Below are 21,258 nucleotides of genomic sequence, written 5' to 3' on the forward strand. Positions count from 1 at the left end.
TTAGAAATGAAAGAGATATGAAGGACGTCGTAGTTAGTGAGTATGCTTTTGAGTTAAGTCTTTAAAAAATTAGAAAATTACAGATATGTGCGAGCCTAGAAAAAAAGGAGAAAATCGATTTTTTATTAGGGGAATCATCGTTTAAAAACGATAATTATTAAATGAAATCTGTCTGTAATTTAATTTTTTTAAGTTGACTTTAATGTGGGTGAATATCTTGGTTAAGCAAATGATTTTATAAATAATCTCGTTAAATTTCATTTATTAACAATTAAAACATCGAGTATTAATACTCAGTGAATTTCTTCAAAATCAATACATATCCCCAAAATGTCATGACCAATAATTACATAAAAAACTGAGAATGAAACCTTTATGTAATTAAACTTTTCTTTCAAGCAAACAATCTCACAAAAACAACAAAAACAGGCAAACTCCATAAAGGAGATTCTGCCTGTTTTTTGGGTATCAAGGCGAAAGGAAAAAAGAGTCGTAATAAATATTTACTTTGCCCATTCCTTATTGCCTTAACTACTTCTTCTTATGTCTACTTTTTCTAAGACGCTTCTTTCTTTTGTGCGTTGAGATCTTATGTCTCTTTCTTTTTTTTCCGCAAGGCATGATTATAAAAGGATTTAAATGTTAAAAATATGTTTAATTTTTTTGTATTTCTGATGCTAAAGAAGCTCGAAAAGTAATATTTAAAATACAATATTACTTTAATTTTGACAGAATTTCATTTGCTGCGGCTTTTTCTTGTGAATCTGTACTATTATTCAGTACTTTTTCAAGAATTTCCTTGGCTTCTTCCTTTCTGTCTAGTTCAGCTAAACAATATCCTAAATTCAAAGCCGCTTTTGAATTCGACGGGTTATTCTTTAAAATTTGTTTGAAACGATCAACCGCTTTTCCAAACTGATTTGAACGAATCGATAAAATACCTAAACTGAACAAAGCTGGTTCATAATCTGGTTCCTTTGCAATTACTTCTCTCAACATCGTAATTCCCTGCATGGGCGTAGATGTTGAAACGTAAGTCATTGCCATGTTGGTTTTTGCCAACAAGTTTTCAGGATTTTTCGCCAAAACTTTCGTAAAAATCTCTCTGGCCTTTTCCCCTAACACAGTTGTTTTTTCCGCTTGAAGCGAGTAGGTAAATGCTTCGTAATACAAATTACCTGCTTTCATCAAATTCGTTTCTGAGGGTTCGATTTTGGCTACTTCCTCGGCATAATAAGCAGCACTGTCGAAGCGAGTGTATTCCACAAATTTAGCGATTAATTCATTCGCTGCCTTCATTTTTACTTTCGCAGTACTCCCATTCAAATAACTCCCCTTCAATTGCGCAATCACACGTTGCTGTTCAACACTCAATGTTGCTCCATGACTTTCGGCACTCTCTTCTGTTTTCGATGCTGTCGCTTTATCACGATTAGCTGTAGCAGGGGCTTCATTTGAAGATTGCTCTAACGTCCTTTTCTCATCGCTAACAACTACTTTGGGTAAACTGTACAAACCGCCAACTAATCCGAAGGCAATTACGATGATAATGATAAAAGACTTTTGCATGATTTCTTAGTTTTTTAAGCTATTAATTTATCTGTTAAGGTAAATTTTAAACCCAAATCACTGTTAAAGCGCCACCCACGGATAACAAAGAATTTGAACAGACAACTATACTTAATCTATTTTGCGTTTGACTTAACCTGTTCTACAAAAGTTTTTGCAGGTTTGAAACTAGGAATAAAGTGTTCTGGAATCTCAATTGAAGTATTCTTAGAGATATTACGAGCGATTTTGTGTGCTCTTTTCTTGTTTACAAAACTTCCGAAACCTCTTACATAAATTGGTTCACCATTCGCAAGGTTGTCTTTAACTACCGAAAAGAAAGACTCAATTGCACTTGATACATCTGCTTTGTCGATACCAGTCTTGTCTGAAATTTCTGCGATTACGTCTGCTTTAGTCACTTTTTGAAAATTTTAGGATTAATAAAAAATATGTTAAACAAATAATGATTGGTTGCGTTTCAGCATTGAAAATAACGGTAGAGTTCACCTTGAATTTAGTGATGAAATCATTACTTTCGTAACCCCTTGATTATTAAGGGTCACAAAGGTACGGCTTTGGTTTGAATTATGAAAGAAACAAAAAAATATTATCCGAACTTTTTTTTCGTAATTGCTTAATTTTGAACCGTTTGCCAAAACTGAAAACCGTTCTCGAATATCAATTTTTACGTGATTTTCTTGAAAAAGCAACAAAATCACTCATTTTAAGTACAAATCTCTATTTGTGAACAAACAAACTACTCATCCCTTGAAAAACGATTTTTTCTCAAAAAAAATTACGAATTGGTATCTTCAAAATAAACGAGATTTACCTTGGCGAAACACTCAGAATCCATATTACATCTGGTTATCCGAAATTATTCTTCAACAAACCAGGGTTGCACAAGGCATGCCTTACTATTATAAGTTTGTGGAAGCCTTTCCTACGGTACAAGATTTAGCCAATGCTGATGAAAACGAAGTACTCAGGCTTTGGCAAGGTTTGGGCTATTATTCCAGAGCAAGGAATTTGCACAAAACCGCCAAAATGGTTGTGGAAGATTACAACGGAGTATTTCCAGAAAAATATTCGGAATTATTAAAATTAAAAGGAATCGGCACTTATACTGCTGCGGCGATTGCCTCTTTCGCTTTTGGTGAAAAAGTAGCTGTTTTAGATGGTAATGTTTACAGAGTATTGTCAAGAGTATTTGGTGAAACAACCGATATTTCGGGCAAAGATGCCAAGAAAGTATTTACACAATTGGCTGAAAGTGTATTACCGGCAAGCGATTCAGCAACGCACAACCAAGCCATTATGGAATTCGGAGCAATGCACTGTACTCCTGCTTCGCCCGATTGTATGTTCTGTACACTGGCGATGGAATGTGTAGCGAATGCTACTGGACAAGTATCCTTATTACCCATAAAAACGAAAAAAGTAAAAGTAAAAGAACGTTTTTTTAATTACTTTATCATCGAACAAAATGGTAATTTTGCCATGCGTAAAAGATTAGGAAGAGATGTTTGGGAAGGAATGTATGATTTTTATCTGAAAGAAATTGAGGAAAATATTCAAGATTTATCGTATCTTGCTATGGAAGATACTTTCTTGTCTGAATTAATAAAAAATTCCTTAATCAAAAGAGAATCAAGCATATACATTCATATACTTACTCATCAGCGCATACAAACAAAATTTTGGCATTTAGAAGTAGATAATCATTTTCTCTTACATTTGCCACAAGAACTTGAATGGTACAACCTCAATGAAGTTGATGATTTACCTAAATCAACCTTGGTAAATAATTACTTAAAAGAGTATGTATTTGAATAAAAAATAGATTTTTAGAATGAACTTTTTTTACTTAGTAAAAGCTAAATCATAGCATTAGCACCTTGGTATAAATTGGTAAGTTGTAAGTTTTTCATTAAATTCACATAGGTTCTCAAACTTTTAAAAACAAACAAAAATGGCTGGCGTAAACAAAGTAATTCTTTTAGGAAGATTGGGCTCTGATCCAGAAGTAAGATCCCTACCGAGTGGCTCGAAAGTGACAACTTTTAGCATTGCAACCTCTGAGGCATACAATAACAAGGATGGGCAAAGAGTAGAACAAACAGAATGGCATAGAATTGAACTTTGGGACAATTTGGCTAACATCGCAGAACAATATCTTCATAAAGGAGATTCAGTGTATGTAGAAGGCAAAATTCGTACTGAAGAATATACTGATAAAGATAATATCGTAAGAAAAACAGTTAAAATTAGAGGTACTTCAATGACCTTAGTTGGCGGTAGAGCAAGTAATGAAGGAAGTGCAGAAAGTGGTTCGGCAATGCCAGCACAACAGCAACGTCCAGCACCAGTAAGAACGGCAGCACCAGCGCCTGAATTCAATAATAATACTGGTAGTGACGACAGTGATGATTTACCATTTTAAATTATAAGTTATTTGGTGATTAGAGATTGGTAATCAATATTTTTCATTAGAAACTATCAAAAAAGATAGCCTGAAAATGCTTAATTACCAATCATTTCAATTTAATCACTAGAAACTAAAACCCATTATATTTTGGAAACCCGATTATCCGACGAACCTCACCCGATTTTGGTGCTTTTAGCCCAAGTTGAAAGCACCTCTTCTTATAGCGTTTATGGAATCAATGCCTTGATTCTATTGGGCTTATTAATTTTATCAGCTTTATTGGCTGGCTCTGAAGTTGCATTCTTTTCATTATCTGCCGAAGAGCGTGCTGCTTGCCGTGATAGCGACAGCGGAACAGAACGAAAAATCTCTAAATTACTAGACAAACCACAGTTACTTCTTGCTACTTTATTGATTTCTATCAATTTAGTAAACATTACCTTTATTACCATTTCAACTTATGTAACCGAACAAGTAGTTGGAGAAGAACAAAAGGAAGGATTAGTAGCTACATTAGTCCTTTTAGTAGGTGTTACTTTTATCATTACATTTTTTGGAGAACTCATTCCTAAAGTATGGGCGCAACAAAACAACCTTCGCTTTGCCAAAATCACCGCTCCATTATTAGAAATTGCGACTATCGTTTTTCAACCTCTTTCTTCGCTTTTATTAGGAATCAGTAATGTTATCGAAAAAAGAGTAGAAAGAAAAGGCTATACTATCACTGCCGACGAGCTAAATCATGCCCTAGAAATTACTACAGGCAAAGACACATCAGAACAAGAAAAAGACATTTTAAAAGGCATTGTAAACTTTGGAAGTACTTCGGCAAAAAGTGTTATGCGTTCAAGAAGAGACATTACTGCTTTTGATATTGCTTTCGACTTCCACGAATTGATGGATAAAATCAATAAATCTGGCTATTCGAGAGTTCCCGTTTACAAAGAAACCATTGATAAAATAGAAGGTATTTTGTACATCAAAGACCTTTTACCTCATCTTGAAAAAGACGAACATTTTAAATGGCAAGATTTGTTACATCAAACTTTTTTCATTCCAGAAAGTAAAAAAATTGATGATTTACTCTATGATTTTCAAGAGAAAAGAGTACACATGGCAGTAGTAGTCAATGAATATGGAGAAACGGAAGGCATTGTAACGATGGAGGATATTATCGAAGAAATTGTAGGTGATATTCATGATGAATCGGACGTGGAAGATTTGGGTTATGTGAAATTTAACGATGGTTCTTTCGAATTTGAAGGAAAAGTTTCTTTAAATGATGTTTGTCGTGCTTTGGGGCTTGATAACGATTATTTTGATAAAGCCAGAGAAGACAGTGAATCGCTTGCAGGACTTTTGATTGAGCTTTTCACGAGACTACCACACGCTGGCGAAGAAATTGAATATGAAAAATATAAATTCAGAATTTCTTCTGTCGATACTCGTAGAATCAAAAAAGTAAAAGTAACGCCAAAAGTAGAAGAAGAAGTTAATACAAATACGCCACCAAAGGAAAGTGAATAGGCTTTTCAACATCAATCTCACTATGAAAAAGCTTCTTATTCTACTTTTAATGGCTTTGTTAGCTTGTGAAAAAAAGCCAAATCCGACACCGAGTGTTAGTGATAATTTCGACAATCCAACAGATGCTGGGTTACTCGAAAATAAAACAATCGACGAAGCTTCAGGTTTAATTGCTAGTCAGAAAAATAAAGATTATCTCTGGACACACAACGACAGCGGTGACGAAAATAGGATTTTCTTGATTGATAAAAATGGAAAAGGCTTATTTCAATTCAATTTAGAAGGAGCTACAAATCGTGATTGGGAAGCAATGGCAATCGCTACTTTTACTGAAGGTTCATATTTATACATTGGCGAAATTGGCGACAATAATGCCCAATATGAAGACTATGCCATTTATCGTGTAGCCGAACCAACAATTACAGGAAGTACCCAAGCAGTCAATACTTTAAGTAATGTTCAAAAAATTACTTTTAAATATCCTGACGGAGCGAAAGATGCAGAGTGTATGTTGATTGACCAGCAAAGTAAAGATATTTATATTTTGAGTAAGCGAGAAAAAAATCAGCGACTTTATAGACTTGCTTATCCACAGTCGTTCACCCAAACGATGACCGCTGAATTTGTAGAAGAAGTATCATTTTCGTTAGGAACAAATCAAGCATTTTATATTACTGATGGAAGTATTTCTGCTGATAATCAGGAAATACTCATCAAAAATTACCTGCAAGTTTTTCACTGGCGACGACAAAGTAATGAAAGTATTCCTTCAGCTTTGAAGCGTGCCGCAAGTTTGTTGCCCTACACTGCCGAACCGCAAGGAGAAGGCATTTGCTTTAGTAGCGATGGCTCAAGCTTTTTTACGATTAGCGAAGAAAGCGACAATAAAATTCCAGTGCATTTGTATCAAAGTAAAAGAAAATAAAAGGCGGAAACCACGATTGGTTTCCGCCTTTTATTAATGTGTTGGTCTGTTGGGAACAGGAGCCGAAGCATGAAAATTTTGATAAATTTTTTGAGCGAAATCATCTAAAATCTCAATTACTCTTTCACGACTTTCAGATTTAACAACCATTCCAATATGATATTCTTCATTCATTCGCCAACAAATTTCTGGCACATCAAAGTCGGCTAAATTTGGGTATTGTTGTCTTGTTAAAGAAATAATAATTCCTGAGTAAAGATTTTCAAAAGTCGGCAAAACATACTCTTCCTTTTTCGCAACAGCCGTTTCTATATTTGCCCACTCCCGCCACAAATTAATTCCCGAAGAAGCTTCAACCATTTCCGCCAAATTTGCCCCTCCTACTCTGGATGCAGTTTCTAGAAATATAATTTCGCCAGTTTCATGGTCTTTGATGAATTCAGAATGTGTGGCAGAATAATTCATGCCAAAAGCTTTCATTACTTGTGCATTTACTTCTTGAAGTTCTACATCTAGTACTGAACCGATAGGAACTGTCACCGAGCGAAAAATTCCACCTCCATGTGCAACTTCCATTGGTGTTGATAAATACTGACTTGAACGAGAAAATATAAATTCACCATTCAATGAAAGTGAATCAACATGAAAAACATCACCGGGTTTAAATTGTTCTACCAAATACTCATGTCGGCGGTCGCCCAAATAATGAACTACTTCCCACAATTGTCCCGAATTATAAACTTTTCGGATGCCCGTTGCGGAAGCTTCCGAGCGAGGTTTTACAACACATGGATATTGTACTTTTTGGGTAAATTCAAAGATTTCGTTATCATTAAACAAGCTTGAAAACATCGGTACTTTTATACCAGCTTCTTGCGCTTTCATGCGCATTGCCAGTTTATCCCTAAAATGTCGCCCAGTGGTTTGCCCCATTCCCGGAATTCTAAAGTGTTCTCGAAGATGAGCTGCTTTTTCTACATCAAAATCATCTAAAGCAACAATTCTATCAACCTTTCTTGAACGCATCATGTAGGCTAAACCTAAAATAATTTCATTCATATCAATAGAACCATCAGCTTTTTCTTCTACATAAAATATTTCATCAATAAATTCTCTTACCCAAGGTTTATACTCTAGCTTTTTATTGGTCAGTAAATACACCTTATTTCCTGCTTGCTTGCAGGCTCGCAAAAACTCATTCCCTTTAAAATAAGTTGAAATACAAAGAAAAGAAAGCGTTGAAGACATAGTTTTTAGGATTTACATAGATTTCGGAATTAACTAAAATTAATAAAATCTAAGGACTAAGCCAAGAAACTATGTACTATATTTTCATTAAAAAATCGACCAATAATCTTACTCCAAAAGCCGTTCCGGCTCTTTGTGGTGCAAAATCTGTATCGCCAAAAGCTGTTCCTGCAATATCCAGATGCGCCCAATTTGGGTGATTATCTGTAAATACTTCTAAAAATTTTGCCGCAGAAATAGCACCTGCCATTGGTTTCCCAGAGTAATTACGTACATCGGCAATATCCGAAGAAATATCTTCTTTATAAACATCCCACAAAGGCAAACGCCATAGTCGCTCGCCTGTTTGGTTAGCTGCTTCGGTTAAAGTATCCGCCAATTCATCATTATTGGTAAACATTCCCGCCGCATGATAGCCCAAAGCAGCAATACAACTGCCCGTTAAAGTAGCCAAATCAATGATGGTATCGACTTTGAAATTACGAGTCAAGTAGCTTAATCCATCTGCTAAAATCAATCTACCTTCAGCGTCAGTATCAATAACTTCTATCGTTTTTCCTGAATAAGAATTAATCACATCACTTGGCTTGAACGATTTTCCATCCACCGCATTTTCGCAAGCAGGCACAATTCCAACTAAGTGAACAGGTAACTCAAATTTTGCAGCTAATTCTATCGCACCAAAAACAGCGGCAGCTCCACCCATATCCGACTTCATCAAGTGCATATTCGTTGAAGATTTTATCGAAATGCCACCCGTATCAAAAGTTACTCCTTTGCCAACCAAGCCAACAGTTTGTTTCGCTTTTGGAGAACGATATTCCATAATAATCAACATCGGAGCATGTTCACTGCCTTGTCCAACAGCCAAAAGCGCATTTAATTTTTGGCTATTCAACTGTTGTCGTTCTAAAACCTTTACAGAATAATTATACTTTTCGCCAGAAGCCACAGCCCATTTTGCCAAAGTATGCGGAGATTTTTTGTTTGCGGGCGCATTCATCAAATCAAAAATCTGCATTTGTGTTTCTGCAATGGCTTTTCCTTTTTCAATGAAAGTTATTGCATTTTTCGATTCCGCAAGAATATTCAAAACGCCATCGTTTCCTAAAAGTGGAATACTTGCTTTTTCATCCGTTTTGTACAAACGCAAATCATAAGTACCCAAAAAACATCCATTTACGATAAATTCAATCCAAGTTTCAGGAAGCTTTCGTGCATCAATTGTTATTTCGTTCGGTAATTTGCTTTTGTGTTGATGAATCAGCGTTCTAAAAGCACGAATAATTTCTGACGAATTGGATTTTTTACCCAAACCCAACAAAATAATCTTTTGATTATCAGTCGAATAAAATGAATGTATTTCCTTCAAATCCGCCTTAAAATCTGTTTGAAGCAAAAGAGTGTCCACACCAAACATTTCAGCAATTTGTGTTAATTCAACTGAAAGCTCTTCTGTTTGAAGTATCGGCAAAATAATAGCTTTATGTTCAGGCTGGAATTGAGCGACGAGTTTAACTTTAATATTATTCATGTTAATATCCAGTTATGGTGAAATGAAATTAGCTATCAACAAAAAGTGCCACCCTCAACAGGTGGCACTTCGTGATAACTCTTAATATCCAATGCTAATATTCATCTTCATTAAAGAAGAAATCATCTTTAGTAGGATAATCTGGCCAGATTTCTTCGATGCTTTCATAAGGTTGACCATCGTCTTCCAATTCTTGCAAGTTTTCAACTACTTCAAGTGGCGATCCAGTACGGATAGCGAAATCGATTAGTTCATCTTTCGTGGCAGGCCATGGAGCATCTTCTAGGTAGGATGCTAATTCAAGTGTCCAGTACATATTATATGAATTTGATTACAATTAATTACTAATTTTAAAAATAAAATCCTGAAAATAAGATACTTATCAGCTTACTTTTTAGCATTTTTTATTCCCTTTTTTCTCAGGATTGCAAAAGTATGTGTTTTTTATTTACGAAAAACTTTTTTCTGAAAAATCTTGTGTTGAATTAACTAAATTTATTTGAAAAAAGTACACTTAAAGCTATAATTATTTACAATTTTGTACCCAAACTCGTTTATTATCCTGAAATTCAACAAAATACTTAATTCTTACTTTAAGAGATTAAATAAACATTAAATTTATTACAATGAAGTCCCCCAACCTTACTTTATCTAAAAAACCACTTGTAGAAGTATGCGCTTATTCTTTTGAATCGTGTATTGCAGCCGAAAAAGCCCAAGCCAACAGAATAGAACTTTGTAGTTCAATGTTTGAAGGTGGCACTACTCCTTCGGCTGGTTTAGTGAAAATGGTTACTCAGAAAGTAAACATAGAAGTACACGCTATGATTCGCCCACGTGGTGGAGATTTCTGTTATAGCAACGAAGAAATTGAAGTCATGAAAGCTGATATTCTTTCAATGAAAACACTCGGTTGCGCAGGCATCGTTTTAGGAATTTTACAAACAGACGGCAAAGTAAATATTCAACAAACCGCTGAATTAGTAAAACTAGCAGCGCCTTTGCAAGTAACTTTCCACAGAGCAATTGATATGACGCCCAATTATGCTGAAGCATTAGAAGCCATTATTGAAGCGGGTTGTACAAGAGTTTTAACTTCGGGACAAAAAAATATCGCCATTGATGGCATCGAAGAAATTGCTAATTTGGTCAAACAAGCAAACGGTAGAATACAAATCATGGTGGGAAGTGGCGTAAACCTAAACAATGCCCTAACAATTGCCCAAACTGGCGTTGATGCCATTCATTTAACAGGAAAATCTACCAAAGATTCTGCCATGATTTATCGAAAAGAAGGCATTGCAATGGGCGGTTTGCCAGCAGTTCCTGAATATGAAATTGCCTATTCTGATAGCAAAAAAATACAAGCGGTTGTTCAATTACTTGCCCAAGCCTATCAGCCAAACGAGTAAAGAATCTCCAATTTATCTTTCTTGAAAAAAGCAAGAAGAAGTATTTCTTTTCGATATACCTAATGATAAATATATTCGTTTTAGGCTTGATACAATATTATTCAACAACGGATAAACAGATTTTACTTAACTTTGAAGAAATAAAACCGCTGATATAGCCAAAACACTTTATCAGTATTTTATTTCTTCAATATGCTACATATTTAATGATGAATTTCAATCTTCGATATATTACTTCTTTGCTCGTTACTTTCTTGGTAATTGCGCAGTTTTCGTATGCTCAAAAACGTGAATCTTCTAAGAAAAAAGAAGAAACATCGCAAGCACAATTGCTTGAAGCCGAATCGTTTTTTACGGAAGGGATGAAATTCTATATGATGGAAGATTATGACAAAGCTATTGAAGCTTACGAAAAAGCTTTGGCCATCGTTCCTGATAATAGTGGCATTTTATATGCTATGTCGAACAATTATTTAAAATTGAAAGACGAAAGCAAAGCCATTATTTATGCAGAAAAAGCTTTTCAGCAAAATTCAACAAACGAAACTTATGGAGAATTGCTGGCTGATTTGTATGTTAGAAAACAAAAATATGATGCTGCAGCTAAAATCTATCAAAGTTTAATTGCATTGAATCCTTCAAAATCTGAATTTTATGTAGCGCAGGCTGCCGTTTATATTTTTGATAATCATTTAGACGAAGCGATAAAATCGTATAATCGTGCAGAGAAAATCATTGGTATCAACGAAGAAATTACTCGCCAAAAACAAATGGTTTTGGTGAAAATGGGCAAAGTAGAGGACGCCATCAAAGAAGGTGAAAAACTTATTGCTTCAGACCCCGAAGAGATTGATTATAATATCGACCAAGCAGAATTGTTGATGTCTAACAAACGCAACGACCAAGCTATTCCATATCTTGAGAAAATATTAACAATGAATCCTGAAAATGCACAGGCACATATTATGCTGGCGCAATTGTATCAGGAAAAAGGGGAAATTGAAAAATGTAATCGTGAATTGGAATTAGCTTTTGCCGATGCCAGCCTTGATGTTACGACGAAAGCTCGTATTTTGATTGGTTACATGAACACGGCGAAAGATGAAAAATCAAAAGAAACTGCTTTCAATTTGGTAAAAATCTTGGTGAAGACCAATCCTCAAGACCCAAAATCTCATGCTATTTATGGCGATTTACTTTTCCAAAAAGGCGATGAAAAATCAGCAAGAGATGAATATGTGAAAGCCGCAAGATTAGATAAATCTATCAATGAAGTTTGGGGGAATATCATCAATATTGATTTTAAATTAAGACAAATCGACAGTGCCATCGTTCACAGCGAAGAAGCAATTGAAGTATTTCCGAACCAAGCAGCATTTTGGTATTTGAATGGCTCGGCATATTATCAAAAAAGAAATCACAACAAAGCCTCAGAATCATTAGAGGAAGCTAGAAGACTCACGCCTGAAGGCTCAGAATTGGTTCAACACATCAACGCACTTTTGGGTGATACTTATAATAGTTTAAGTAAGTATCAAAAATCAGACGAAGCCTATGAAGCAGCCCTAAAAGTTGACCCAAACAATGACCATGTGTTGAATAATTATACCTATTTTCTATCCTTGAGAAAAGAAAAAATGGAATTAGCCGCAGAAATGGGCGCTCGACTTGTAGAAAAACATCCCGATAATGGTACTTATTTGGATACTTATGCTTGGGTACTTTATGTAATGAAAGACTACAACAAAGCTCGTATTTATTTAGAAAGAGCTGTTGTTCAAAATAAAAGTAACAGTGGCACGATTGTGGAACATTATGGAGATGTACTTTTTCAATTAGGAGAGAAAGAAAAAGCGGTAGAACAATGGAAAAAAGCAAAAACCATTGGCTCAACCAGTACTTTAATCGATAAAAAAATTGCAGAAATGAAATTAATAGAATAAGGATTTTAATTATCAAGCTATTAATTACATAATCTTAAAATATGAAACATTACTCATTAATTCTTTTAGCGTTTACATTTTTTATTGCTTCTTGTAAACGTCAGCATATCAGTAAAACTTCCGATATTCAAGTCATAGATTCGCTAAAATTAGCCGAATCTAAACCTATCAATGATTCGCTCGTTACACAACCTGTAATTACGCCACCAATTGTAGCTACAGAAACAACAGACGAAGAAAAAGTAAAAATTGATGAAATTGACTTCAAGTATTTAAAGGCAAAAGCAAAGGTTTCGTACAAATCGGCAAAAGATAATCAAAGCTTTACAGTTGATATCAGAATGCGTAAAGACAGTTTAATTTGGATGAATGTTTCGGCATTTGGCATTACTGTAGCTACTGCACTTTTCAACGATAGTTTGGTGAAACTTTACGATAAATATCATGGCGAATACAAGGAATATTCCTATTCAAGCTTTGCAGAAAAATTCAATTTCAATGTAAATTATGATATTCTTCAAGCCTTGGTGGTGGGAAATCGTCCTTTCAAAAAGAATAAATCAAGAGTAACTCGTAGCAATGAGTACTACTTATTGAAACAACAAGAAAACAAAGTATTGATTGATAATTACATTGGTGAAAATAAAAAGCTAAAAAAAATCCTACTTACTCAGGAAGATACAAGTAATAAATTAACTTTAGACTTTGATGACTTTACAACCTTGAATCAATTTTTGTTTCCACAGTCAAGTTTAATTACTTTAGATTATCAATCGAAAGAAGATCAAAAAATGTATCAAACTCTTGTGAACATTAAACATACTAAGGTTGAACTATTAGATACTCCACTGGAATTTCCTTTCAGAGTACCTGAAAAACTATTAAATAAAAATTAATCTTTTATCAAAAAGTTGAATTTACATATCAAGCATCATCAAGCAGCCCTGAAATTCGTTTCAGGACTGCTTCTTGTTTTGTTATATTTCGTTCCGAACCTATCGACTGCTCAGGATAAAAAGAGAAAATTAGAAGCGGCAAAGCGAGAAAACTTGCAGAAAATTCAGGAAATCAATAAAATCATTGAAAAGACTGAACAAAAAAAAGAAGCAAGCGTGGGCAAACTCAACGCATTAGGCGAAAGAATTGATAAGCAAGCCAAACAGATTGACATTATTTCTGAAAATCAACAATTACTTCAAAATGAAGCCGAAGAGTTAAAAAAAGCGACAGGAGAACTTTCGGGCAACCTCGAAAAACTAAAAGCAGAATATGCTAAAATGGTTTTTACTGCAGCAAAAACCAGTAATAAAGTCAATAAACTTAGTTTCTTGTTTTCTTCAAGTAATTTCAATCAATTAATTCGTCGTTATAAATATCTTCAACAATACTCTACCGCTCGTGAAAAACAGGCACTTTTAATTCAACAAGTACGCTCTGAATTATTGACAGAACAAGTAAAGATTTTACAAAAAAAGCAAGAGCAAGATGCCGTTTTGCGTGAAAAAATCACAGAAACGCAAAACCTACAAGTATTAAAAGGCAAGCAAACGGAAGTTGTAACTGAATTAAGTCAGAAAGAGAAAAAATTAAGAGCGCAATTAGAAGCCAACAAAAAAGTTGTAGAACGTTTGGAAACAATGATTGCCAAAATTGTAGAACGTGAAATTAAACGTTCGCAAGAGCGTGAATTATTGGCGAATAAGCGTAGCCAAAGTAACAAAAAAGTACCTTCAAACAGACAAGCCATCGCCATGAATGTTGAAGAAACAAGATTGGCAAGTTCCTTTTCAGCCTTGCGTGGCAGAATGCCTTGGCCGGTTAATTCTGGTTTTATTGCTAGTCGTTTTGGCGTGCATAATCATCCCGTTTTAAAAGGAGTAAGAACCAACAATAATGGCATTGATATTCAGACAAGTGCAGGAAACGATGTAAGAGTAGTTTATGATGGCATAGTGCAATCTGTTGTTTCAATTCCGGGTACTTATATGGTGGTGGCTATTCAGCATGGCGACTATTTTACCATTTACAGTAAACTTTCAAATGTTTCGGTAAGAAACGGACAAAGAGTACAATCTGGACAAAAAGTAGGAGAAGTAGCTTCGGATACAGACGGAACTTCTGAATTAAATTTTCAAGTTTGGAAAACATTCGACAAACAAAACCCAGAAAATTGGCTTCGACAAAAATAGTTTTCAACACCATAATTCAGCAGAATTGCAGTGTTTAAGCGAAAAACTTAGGCAAATAATTCATTAATTTCCATTATTTTAGGTAGTTTTGAAATTAGCCTTGAAAAGATTACACAAAAACCTTTAAAGTTCCAAGAGATTTCCTAATTTTGCAATCCGATTTTGAAGCTAGTAAAAAATGATTAGTTATTTGCTTTGTAAACTCATTATCAATCAATTATACAAAGACAAATAACCAACAACAAATAAAGATAAAAACCAACAATGACAAAGAAAGACGAAAAAACACCCCTCGAGTTTTTGGAAAGTGCAGAAGGATTGAAAACTGAGTTAGGAAACGATCTTGATAAAGTACAACACGTTGTAGATAACAATAAAGGATTATTTGCAGGTGTTGCTGGTGTATTAGTCGTAGTAGTATTAGGATACTTTGGCTATAAATATTATGCTACTATTCAGGATGAGGAAGGTCAAGCAAAATTATTCAATGCAGTTTATCAATTTGAAGCAGATTCAAATAAAGTAGCAGCAAAAGAATTGACTAAAGTAGCGGATGATTTCGGTGGAAATGCTGGAAACTTAGCCAACTTTTATGCAGGTGTTGCCAACTTGAAAGAAGGTAAATACGATGTAGCAATTGAGCAATTAAAATCTTTCAGCAGTTCAGATTTATTGGTTCAAGCTCGTGCTTATTCTTTAATCGGTGATGCTTATACAGAGAAAAAAGCATACAGCGATGCTATTGATTATTACAAAAAAGCAGCTGAATACAAAGCTAATAAATTCTTTACGCCTACTTATTTAATGAAGTTGGCTGCTGCTTACGAAGCAAATAAAGAAGAAAAAGAAGCTTTGGCTGTTTATACAGAAATCGTAGAAAAATATGCAGAGTCATCTGAATCCATCAACGCTAAGAAATATAAAGCGGTGTTAGAAGGCTCTGTCTCTGAATAAAGAAATCAATCAATATATTGATACAGAAGGGATAAGAGCATAAGGTTCTTATCCCTTTTTTTGTACCATTTGTCCATAAGCTAAAGCTTAGTCAATAAAAATGCCTAAAGTTTATAGCCTAAAGCCCGTATAAATCATGTCTTCAGCACATAAAAATTTAAGTATTTTTTCCACTGAAAACTTACCAGATGTAAGTAATAAAAAATTTGCAATGGTAGTAGCAGAGTGGAACGAAGAAGTAACAAATGCACTAGCGGCAGGAGCGCACAAAACACTTTTAGCCTACGGGGCAAAAGAAGAAAATGTTATCAGAGTAAACGTTCCGGGTAGTTATGAATTGACTTTTGCGGCACAGAAAATGGCTCAAAAATCAGACATTGATGCCGTAATTTGTATTGGTTGCGTAATTCAAGGAGAAACAAAGCATAATGATTATATCAACAATGCTGTAGCTCAAGGACTTACCACTGTTAGTTTAAAATACGACAAACCTGTTATCTTTGGTGTACTTACTCCAAATACAGAACAACAAGCACTAGACCGTGCAGGAGGAATCCACGGAAATAAAGGCGATGAAGCAGCCATTACGGCGGTGAAAATGTTGGCGTTTTAAAGAGTATGTGTGTTTTTATAATCAAGGCATAAGATTGATTCTATTTTTATTATTCACATTAATTAAATCGAAATTATGGTAACTGCTCAAAAACTCACGAATCTTCAATTAGAATTAGTAAAGTTGTTTAGCTACAAAGTTACTGATAGTCAATTGATTGAAATTAAACTGTTACTTGGCAATTACTTTGCTGAGAAAGCAAGTGAAGAAATGGACAAACTGTGGGATGAAAATAACTGGACTGAAGATACAATGAAAGAATGGGCAAACGAACATCTAAGAACGCCTTATGAATCATGAGAATTATCTTAGATACAAATGTTTTACTCGTTTCAATTGGAAAAAAGTCTCAGTATAGACCTATTTTTGATGCATTTCTAAAACAGAAGTTTACTCTTATTATTAGTAATGATTTACTGCTAGAATATGCTGAAATCATTGAGCAAAAGACAAATGCTTTTATTGCAGACAACATCATTGAAATGTTGCTTGCAAAGCCAAATGTAGAAAAAAATGAGATTTTCTTTAAATGGGGACTTTTAGAAAATGATTATGACGACAACAAGTTTGTAGATACAGCAATAGTCGGAAATGTAGATTTTATCGTCACGAATGATAAACACTTCAACTCATTAAAAGACATTGATTTTCCAAAAGTAGAAATCATCGACATAGATACTTTTTTAGAAAAAATTAAAAATATTATTTAAGAAAACAATCGTTTAGAAAATGCAAGTATGGAAATTTGGGGGAACTTCCGTTGGGAAGCCCGAGCGAATGCACTCAATTAAAAATTTGATTACTGAAGATGGTAATCGTAAAATTGTCGTTTTGTCTGCCCTTTCGGGTACTACAAACGCTTTGATTTCTATCGGAGAATCCCTAAAAGCAAATAATGATGCAGAAGCAACTCAGAAAATCAATGAATTGTATGCTCACTATGAATCTTTTATCAAGGAGCTTTATAGTACAGAAGCGGGTTATGCCGAAGGAAAAGCAATCATTGAAAAAGAGTTTTCGTTCATTCGTTCTTTAGTAAATATCAAACCATTTTCGGTAAAACAAGAAAAAGAAATCGTAGCAGAAGGAGAATTGCTTTCTACCCAAATGTTTGAAGCATACTTGCGTGAAGAAGGTGTAAGTGCTGCCTTATTGCCTGCTTTAGACTTTATGTTGATTGATGCCGACAATGAGCCAGTTTTGAAATTTACTGAAGAAAAGTTAGGTTCGATTTTATCTCAATTAACTGATAAGCAAATATTCATTACTCAAGGTTTTATTTGTAGAAACCCTCGTGGCGAAGTTGATAACTTGAAGCGTGGAGGTTCTGATTATACAGCCTCATTAATTGGCGGTGCTATCGTGGCAGAAGAAGTACAAATCTGGACCGACATCGACGGAATGCACAACAACGACCCACGAATCGTAAAGAAAACTTTCCCAATTCGTGAGTTGACTTTTGAAGAAGCAGCAGAATTAGCGTATTTCGGTGCAAAAATTTTACACCCAAGTACTATTACTCCTGCCAAAATGAAAGGTGTTCCTGTTCGTTTAAAAAACACGATGGAACCAGCAGCTTATGGTACTTTGATTGCCGATAAAACATCTGACCGTGAAATTAAGGCCATTGCTGCTAAAGATAATTTAACAGCTATTTACATTCACTCAACCAGAATGTTGAATGCCTATGGTTTCTTGCGTAGAGTATTTGAAGTATTTGAAAAATACAAAACGCCAGTTGATATGATTACAACTTCGGAAGTATCCGTTTCTGTAACCATTGATAACGACGAACATTTAGAAGAAATCATGGCGGAATTACGTCAATTCGCTGATTTAGAAGAGTGTGATAAAGACCAAACTATCGTTTGTATCGTAGGAAATTTCTCGGCCGACAAAGAAGGAATTGCCTTGAAAGTATTAGAAGCCATGAAAAACATTCCAATCAGAATGATTTGCTATGGGGCTTCCGAGCATAATATTACTTTGTTGATTCATGGCAAAAACAAAGCTGCGGCTTTGAATGCTTTGAACGAACGTTGCTTTTTATATGAAGATGCAATGAAAGAAATTTTCTCCGCTCCTTGATAATAACGACATCGCTGAATAGCCGTGTTGTGAAACCTGTTTCCAGCACGGCTATTTTTTTTATCTTTGTGGAAATGTAAAATATAAGGATATGCAAGCAGTAAAACAACCATTGACTAATTTACAATTGGAGCTTCTTAAATTATATTCTCGTAAAGTCTCCGAACAAGATTTACAGTCTATTAAACAAATGTTAGCCCAATATTTTTCTAATAAAGCAATGGATTTAGCAGACAAAACTTGGGACCAAAATAATTGGACTGAAGAAGATGCTGAACGATTATCCAATGAACATTTACGAAAATCCTCCAAAAAATGAAATTAGTAATTGATACTAATATTTTATGGGTTTCGATTTCACGTAAATCAAAAACGCATTGGGTCTTTGAAGGTTTATTAAATGGTAATTATACTTTATGTGTAACAACTGATATTCTGGAAGAATATGAAGAAATAATTGGTCTCAGATTGGGAAAAGAAGTTGCCGAATCATTTATGCAAATTCTCACATATTTACCTAACATTGAGTTTATTACAAGATATTATGAATGGAACTTACTCTTAGATATAGACCCTGATGATAATAAGTTTGTAGATTGTGCTATTGCTTCTAATTCAAACTATTTAGTAACCAATGATAGGCATTTTAACATTTTACGTGAAACAAATTTTCCCAAAATTAATCTCATTAATTTAGAAGAATTTAAAAAGATACTGAAAGTACTCGACTAAAATTTATGTTACAAATACAACAAATTAAAGAAAACAAAGCCACTACAATTGAAGGCTTAAAACGCAAATACTTCAAAGACGCCGAAGAAATTGTTGAGAAAGTATTAGTTTTAGACGAGAAACGTCGTGAAACACAAGTTGAGTTAGATACAACTTTAGCCAAATCGAACGCCTTAGCCAAAGAAATTGGGGGCTTGATGAAAGCTGGTAAAAAAGAAGAAGCTGAAACGGCTAAAGCCGAAACCAGTGCTTTGAAAGTTCGTTCTAAGGAATTAGAAGAAGTTTTGAAAAGTACCGAAGCTGAATTATATGAAGTATTGGTTACATTACCAAACTTGCCTCATAGTAGTGTTCCTGCTGGTAAAACACCAGAAGAAAATGAAGTAGTTTTAGAAAATGGAACAATTCCTACTTTACCAGAAAATGCACAACCTCACTGGGATTTAATTAAAAAATACGACATCATAGATTTTGAATTAGGTAACAAAATTACGGGTGCAGGTTTCCCTGTTTACAAAGGAAAAGGTGCAAGAATTCAACGTGCTTTGATTAATTTTTTCTTAGATGAAGCTATCAATGCGGGTTATACAGAAATCCAACCACCTATTTTAATCAATAAAGAATCAGGCTTTGGAACTGGGCAATTACCTGATAAAGATGGACAAATGTATCATGCTACCGAAGATGATTTGTTCTTGATTCCTACCGCAGAAGTACCTATCACGAATATGTACCGTGATGTGATTTTACAAGAAACCGATTTGCCAATTAAAAATGCTGGTTATACGCCTTGTTTCCGTCGTGAAGCAGGTTCTTGGGGAGCTCACGTTCGTGGTTTAAATCGTTTACATCAATTCGATAAAATTGAGATTGTCCGTATCGAAAAGCCAGAAAACTCTTACGCAGCTTTAGAGGAAATGTCTTTACATGTACAAAGTATTCTTCAAAAATTAGAATTGCCTTACCGAGTATTACGTTTATGTGGCGGAGATATGAGCTTTACGTCTGCCCTTACTTACGATATGGAAGTTTGGTCTGCCGCCCAAGGTCGTTGGTTGGAAGTAAGTTCTGTTTCAAATTTTGAGACTTATCAAGCCAACCGTTTGAAATTAAGAATGAAAACCGAAGGTAAATCTCAGTTATTGCATACACTCAATGGCTCAGCTTTAGCTTTACCACGTATTTTAGCAGCGATTCTTGAAAACAATCAAACTGAAACAGGTATCAAAATTCCAAAAGTACTTGTTCCTTATTGTGGTTTTGAAGAGATTGCTTAACATAAATATTTTTCGCATTACCTTTTTATAGTCATGATTTACAAAAAATAATCATGACTATAAAAAGGTAATATAAGCCCTTACTTACCTTAATTAATCTACTTGAACCTAAACGTATGAAAACCCTCCGTTGCATTGTTCTTGAAGATGAAGAACCTGCCCAAAACCTCATTAGAAATTATTTATCACGCATTTCGTCGATAGAACTCCTTCAAGTGTTTGATAACGCCCTTGAAGCCTCCAATTTTTTAACCCATCAAACTGTTGATTTAATCATTACTGATATTTCAATGCCTCATTTATCTGGGCTAGATTTTATCAGGATGCTCTCACCAAGTCCACACGTAATCATTATGACAGCCCATGCTGATTATGCCCTAGAAAGCTATGATTTGGATGTAATTGATTATCTGAAAAAGCCAATCTCATTCGATAGATTTAAAAAATCTATCGAAAAAGTTGAACGTTTATACAGTGCTACAAACAATGAAGAAAGCCATACTTCTTCAGAAACTATGGTGTATGTAAAAGAAGGCAGTAAAATGATAAAGGTAAATTTCAATGAAATTATTTATGTAGAAGGGTTAAGAGATTATATCAAAATCATTACTGATAACGAACGACCAATTATCACACATATTACCATGAAAAAGATGGTAGAGATTCTTCCTCCTCAAAGTTTTATGAGGGTACACAAATCTTATATCATCGCTACCGACAAAATATCTGCCATTGATGGAAGTAACAGTTTGATAGAACTCAAAAACAACGTAATGATACCTATGGGACAAAACTATAAAGAAACCCTAATGAGTAAGATAAAACCTATTAATTAAC

At 34.6% G+C, this 21,258-nt stretch carries 22 protein-coding genes; 17 read left to right on the forward strand and 5 right to left on the reverse strand.

The window, feature by feature from the left end:
- Window positions 1-714: 714 nt before the first annotated feature.
- Complete coding sequence (locus VB798_RS11670) at window positions 715-1,569, reverse strand: tetratricopeptide repeat protein (protein ID WP_323258648.1); 855 nt, start codon at window positions 1,567-1,569, stop codon at window positions 715-717.
- A 116-nt stretch (window positions 1,570-1,685) separates the two neighbouring features.
- A complete protein-coding gene (locus VB798_RS11675; RefSeq protein WP_184135073.1) occupies window positions 1,686-1,970 on the reverse strand; it encodes an HU family DNA-binding protein in 285 nt (94 codons plus the stop codon).
- A 325-nt stretch (window positions 1,971-2,295) separates the two neighbouring features.
- Between VB798_RS11675 and mutY the strand changes: the two genes are divergently transcribed.
- The 4 genes from mutY (at window position 2,296) to VB798_RS11695 (ending at window position 6,431) form a co-directional block, all read left to right on the forward strand.
- The gene (gene mutY / locus VB798_RS11680; protein WP_323258649.1) at window positions 2,296-3,387 is read left to right on the forward strand and encodes an A/G-specific adenine glycosylase; all 1,092 of its coding nucleotides are present in this window, start codon (window positions 2,296-2,298) and stop codon (window positions 3,385-3,387) included.
- A gap of 136 nt (window positions 3,388-3,523) precedes the next feature.
- Window positions 3,524-3,994 carry a single-stranded DNA-binding protein gene (locus tag VB798_RS11685; RefSeq protein WP_323258650.1) on the forward strand — a complete coding sequence of 157 codons (471 nt, stop codon included), beginning with the start codon at window positions 3,524-3,526 and terminating at the stop codon, window positions 3,992-3,994.
- Window positions 3,995-4,126: 132 nt separating this feature from the next.
- On the forward strand, window positions 4,127-5,506 hold the full coding sequence (gldE, locus tag VB798_RS11690) for a gliding motility-associated protein GldE (RefSeq protein WP_323258651.1): 1,380 nt from the start codon (window positions 4,127-4,129) through the stop codon (window positions 5,504-5,506).
- A gap of 22 nt (window positions 5,507-5,528) precedes the next feature.
- Complete coding sequence (locus tag VB798_RS11695; protein WP_323258652.1) at window positions 5,529-6,431, forward strand: hypothetical protein; 903 nt, start codon at window positions 5,529-5,531, stop codon at window positions 6,429-6,431.
- A gap of 33 nt (window positions 6,432-6,464) precedes the next feature.
- Here the strand turns inward: VB798_RS11695 and VB798_RS11700 are convergent, their stop codons facing one another.
- From VB798_RS11700 to VB798_RS11710, 3 genes are all read right to left on the reverse strand, one after another.
- Window positions 6,465-7,679 (reverse strand): ATP-grasp domain-containing protein, encoded by a 1,215-nt coding sequence (locus VB798_RS11700; protein WP_323258653.1) that lies wholly within the window; start codon window positions 7,677-7,679, stop codon window positions 6,465-6,467.
- 76 nt (window positions 7,680-7,755) lie between these two features.
- Window positions 7,756-9,213 (reverse strand): leucyl aminopeptidase family protein, encoded by a 1,458-nt coding sequence (locus VB798_RS11705; RefSeq protein ID WP_323258654.1) that lies wholly within the window; start codon window positions 9,211-9,213, stop codon window positions 7,756-7,758.
- Between the two features lie 94 nt (window positions 9,214-9,307).
- Complete coding sequence (locus VB798_RS11710) at window positions 9,308-9,529, reverse strand: DUF2795 domain-containing protein (protein ID WP_092018230.1); 222 nt, start codon at window positions 9,527-9,529, stop codon at window positions 9,308-9,310.
- 310 nt (window positions 9,530-9,839) lie between these two features.
- On the opposite strand from VB798_RS11710, the gene VB798_RS11715 reads away from it, so the two are divergent.
- The 13 genes from VB798_RS11715 to VB798_RS11775 all read left to right on the forward strand — a co-directional run bounded on the left by VB798_RS11715 (window position 9,840) and on the right by VB798_RS11775 (window position 21,257).
- Window positions 9,840-10,625, forward strand: coding sequence for a copper homeostasis protein CutC (locus VB798_RS11715; RefSeq protein WP_323258655.1), 786 nt, complete (start codon window positions 9,840-9,842; stop codon window positions 10,623-10,625).
- A 206-nt stretch (window positions 10,626-10,831) separates the two neighbouring features.
- Window positions 10,832-12,568: a tetratricopeptide repeat protein gene (locus tag VB798_RS11720; protein WP_323258656.1), complete on the forward strand. Its 1,737-nt coding sequence runs from the start codon at window positions 10,832-10,834 to the stop codon at window positions 12,566-12,568.
- A 41-nt stretch (window positions 12,569-12,609) separates the two neighbouring features.
- Window positions 12,610-13,464, forward strand: a complete 855-nt coding sequence (locus VB798_RS11725) for a DUF4292 domain-containing protein (RefSeq protein ID WP_323258657.1) — start codon at window positions 12,610-12,612, stop codon at window positions 13,462-13,464.
- Between the two features lie 15 nt (window positions 13,465-13,479).
- Entirely contained in the window at window positions 13,480-14,757 is a 1,278-nt protein-coding gene (locus tag VB798_RS11730; protein ID WP_323258658.1) for a murein hydrolase activator EnvC family protein, read from the forward strand.
- A 264-nt stretch (window positions 14,758-15,021) separates the two neighbouring features.
- Window positions 15,022-15,711, forward strand: coding sequence for a tetratricopeptide repeat protein (locus VB798_RS11735; RefSeq protein ID WP_323258659.1), 690 nt, complete (start codon window positions 15,022-15,024; stop codon window positions 15,709-15,711).
- 136 nt (window positions 15,712-15,847) lie between these two features.
- Window positions 15,848-16,324 carry a 6,7-dimethyl-8-ribityllumazine synthase gene (ribH, locus tag VB798_RS11740; protein ID WP_323258660.1) on the forward strand — a complete coding sequence of 159 codons (477 nt, stop codon included), beginning with the start codon at window positions 15,848-15,850 and terminating at the stop codon, window positions 16,322-16,324.
- A gap of 75 nt (window positions 16,325-16,399) precedes the next feature.
- Entirely contained in the window at window positions 16,400-16,624 is a 225-nt protein-coding gene (locus VB798_RS11745; RefSeq protein ID WP_323258661.1) for a hypothetical protein, read from the forward strand.
- Complete coding sequence (locus tag VB798_RS11750) at window positions 16,621-17,034, forward strand: putative toxin-antitoxin system toxin component, PIN family (protein ID WP_323258662.1); 414 nt, start codon at window positions 16,621-16,623, stop codon at window positions 17,032-17,034. The genes VB798_RS11745 and VB798_RS11750 overlap by 4 nt, the downstream gene beginning before the upstream one ends.
- A 19-nt stretch (window positions 17,035-17,053) precedes the next feature.
- A complete protein-coding gene (locus VB798_RS11755) occupies window positions 17,054-18,412 on the forward strand; it encodes an aspartate kinase (RefSeq protein ID WP_323258663.1) in 1,359 nt (452 codons plus the stop codon).
- 91 nt (window positions 18,413-18,503) lie between these two features.
- Window positions 18,504-18,731 (forward strand): hypothetical protein, encoded by a 228-nt coding sequence (locus VB798_RS11760; protein ID WP_323258664.1) that lies wholly within the window; start codon window positions 18,504-18,506, stop codon window positions 18,729-18,731.
- Window positions 18,728-19,144: a putative toxin-antitoxin system toxin component, PIN family gene (locus VB798_RS11765; protein WP_323258665.1), complete on the forward strand. Its 417-nt coding sequence runs from the start codon at window positions 18,728-18,730 to the stop codon at window positions 19,142-19,144. The genes VB798_RS11760 and VB798_RS11765 overlap by 4 nt, the downstream gene beginning before the upstream one ends.
- A gap of 5 nt (window positions 19,145-19,149) precedes the next feature.
- Complete coding sequence (gene serS, locus VB798_RS11770) at window positions 19,150-20,421, forward strand: serine--tRNA ligase (protein ID WP_323258666.1); 1,272 nt, start codon at window positions 19,150-19,152, stop codon at window positions 20,419-20,421.
- Between the two features lie 116 nt (window positions 20,422-20,537).
- Window positions 20,538-21,257 (forward strand): LytR/AlgR family response regulator transcription factor, encoded by a 720-nt coding sequence (locus VB798_RS11775; protein WP_323258667.1) that lies wholly within the window; start codon window positions 20,538-20,540, stop codon window positions 21,255-21,257.
- Window position 21,258 lies beyond the last annotated feature (1 nt).

Origin of the sequence: Arcicella lustrica, from assembly GCF_034930985.1 — a bacterium.
GTDB classification, from domain to species: Bacteria; Bacteroidota; Bacteroidia; order Cytophagales; family Spirosomataceae; genus Arcicella; species Arcicella lustrica.

Bases quoted from the DNA above. Each gene is read 5' to 3' on its own strand.
- VB798_RS11670 (WP_323258648.1), bottom strand. From the start codon at position 1,569: ATGCAAAAGTCTTTTATCATTATCATCGTAATTGCCTTCGGATTAGTT.
- VB798_RS11685 (WP_323258650.1), top strand. From the start codon at position 3,524: ATGGCTGGCGTAAACAAAGTAATTCTTTTAGGAAGATTGGGCTCTGAT.
- VB798_RS11695 (WP_323258652.1), top strand. From the start codon at position 5,529: ATGAAAAAGCTTCTTATTCTACTTTTAATGGCTTTGTTAGCTTGTGAA.
- VB798_RS11700 (WP_323258653.1), bottom strand. From the start codon at position 7,679: ATGTCTTCAACGCTTTCTTTTCTTTGTATTTCAACTTATTTTAAAGGG.
- VB798_RS11705 (WP_323258654.1), bottom strand. From the start codon at position 9,213: ATGAATAATATTAAAGTTAAACTCGTCGCTCAATTCCAGCCTGAACAT.
- VB798_RS11710 (WP_092018230.1), bottom strand. From the start codon at position 9,529: ATGTACTGGACACTTGAATTAGCATCCTACCTAGAAGATGCTCCATGG.
- VB798_RS11715 (WP_323258655.1), top strand. From the start codon at position 9,840: ATGAAGTCCCCCAACCTTACTTTATCTAAAAAACCACTTGTAGAAGTA.
- VB798_RS11720 (WP_323258656.1), top strand. From the start codon at position 10,832: ATGATGAATTTCAATCTTCGATATATTACTTCTTTGCTCGTTACTTTC.
- VB798_RS11725 (WP_323258657.1), top strand. From the start codon at position 12,610: ATGAAACATTACTCATTAATTCTTTTAGCGTTTACATTTTTTATTGCT.
- VB798_RS11735 (WP_323258659.1), top strand. From the start codon at position 15,022: ATGACAAAGAAAGACGAAAAAACACCCCTCGAGTTTTTGGAAAGTGCA.
- ribH (WP_323258660.1), top strand. From the start codon at position 15,848: ATGTCTTCAGCACATAAAAATTTAAGTATTTTTTCCACTGAAAACTTA.
- VB798_RS11745 (WP_323258661.1), top strand. From the start codon at position 16,400: ATGGTAACTGCTCAAAAACTCACGAATCTTCAATTAGAATTAGTAAAG.
- VB798_RS11750 (WP_323258662.1), top strand. From the start codon at position 16,621: ATGAGAATTATCTTAGATACAAATGTTTTACTCGTTTCAATTGGAAAA.
- VB798_RS11755 (WP_323258663.1), top strand. From the start codon at position 17,054: ATGCAAGTATGGAAATTTGGGGGAACTTCCGTTGGGAAGCCCGAGCGA.
- VB798_RS11760 (WP_323258664.1), top strand. From the start codon at position 18,504: ATGCAAGCAGTAAAACAACCATTGACTAATTTACAATTGGAGCTTCTT.
- VB798_RS11765 (WP_323258665.1), top strand. From the start codon at position 18,728: ATGAAATTAGTAATTGATACTAATATTTTATGGGTTTCGATTTCACGT.
- serS (WP_323258666.1), top strand. From the start codon at position 19,150: ATGTTACAAATACAACAAATTAAAGAAAACAAAGCCACTACAATTGAA.
- VB798_RS11775 (WP_323258667.1), top strand. From the start codon at position 20,538: ATGAAAACCCTCCGTTGCATTGTTCTTGAAGATGAAGAACCTGCCCAA.